Annotated in this window: 1 protein-coding gene; it reads left to right on the forward strand. The window is 59.5% G+C overall.

Annotation, left to right across the window (positions count from 1 at the left end):
• The first annotated feature begins 138 nt into the window (after positions 1 to 138).
• On the forward strand, positions 139 to 903 hold the full coding sequence (locus tag PG887_RS22475) for an IS6-like element IS6100 family transposase (protein WP_001389365.1): 765 nt from the start codon (positions 139 to 141) through the stop codon (positions 901 to 903).
• The last annotated feature ends 54 nt before the right edge of the window (positions 904 to 957 follow it).

Below are 957 nucleotides of genomic sequence, written 5' to 3' on the forward strand. Positions count from 1 at the left end.
TGTTGTGCAGCCAGCTCCTGACAGTTCAATATCAGAAGTGATCTGCACCAATCTCGACTATGCTCAATACTCGTGTGGGCTCTGTTGCAAAAATCGTGAAGCTTGAGCATGCTTGGCGGAGATTGGACGGACGGAACGATGACGGATTTCAAGTGGCGCCATTTCCAGGGTGATGTGATCCTGTGGGCGGTGCGCTGGTATTGTCGCTATCCGATCAGCTATCGCGACCTTGAGGAAATGCTGGCGGAACGCGGCATTTCGGTCGACCATACGACGATCTATCGCTGGGTCCAGTGCTACGCCCCGGAGATGGAGAAGCGGCTGCGCTGGTTCTGGCGGCGTGGCTTTGATCCGAGCTGGCGCCTGGATGAAACCTACGTCAAGGTGCGGGGCAAGTGGACCTACCTGTACCGGGCAGTCGACAAGCGGGGCGACACGATCGATTTCTACCTGTCGCCGACCCGCAGCGCCAAGGCAGCGAAGCGGTTCCTGGGCAAGGCCCTGCGAGGCCTGAAGCACTGGGAAAAGCCTGCCACGCTCAATACCGACAAAGCGCCGAGCTATGGTGCAGCGATCACCGAATTGAAGCGCGAAGGAAAGCTGGACCGGGAGACGGCCCACCGGCAGGTGAAGTATCTCAATAACGTGATCGAGGCCGATCACGGAAAGCTCAAGATACTGATCAAGCCGGTGCGCGGTTTCAAATCGATCCCCACGGCCTATGCCACGATCAAGGGATTCGAAGTCATGCGAGCCCTGCGCAAAGGACAGGCTCGCCCCTGGTGCCTGCAGCCCGGCATCAGGGGCGAGGTGCGCCTTGTGGAGAGAGCTTTTGGCATTGGGCCCTCGGCGCTGACGGAGGCCATGGGCATGCTCAACCACCATTTCGCAGCAGCCGCCTGATCGGCGCAGAGCGACAGCCTACCTCTGACTGCCGCCAATCTTTGCAACAGAGCC

Origin of the sequence: Aeromonas sp. QDB14 (assembly GCF_027707845.1) — a bacterium.
Taxonomy (GTDB): Bacteria; Pseudomonadota; Gammaproteobacteria; order Enterobacterales; family Aeromonadaceae; genus Aeromonas; species Aeromonas caviae.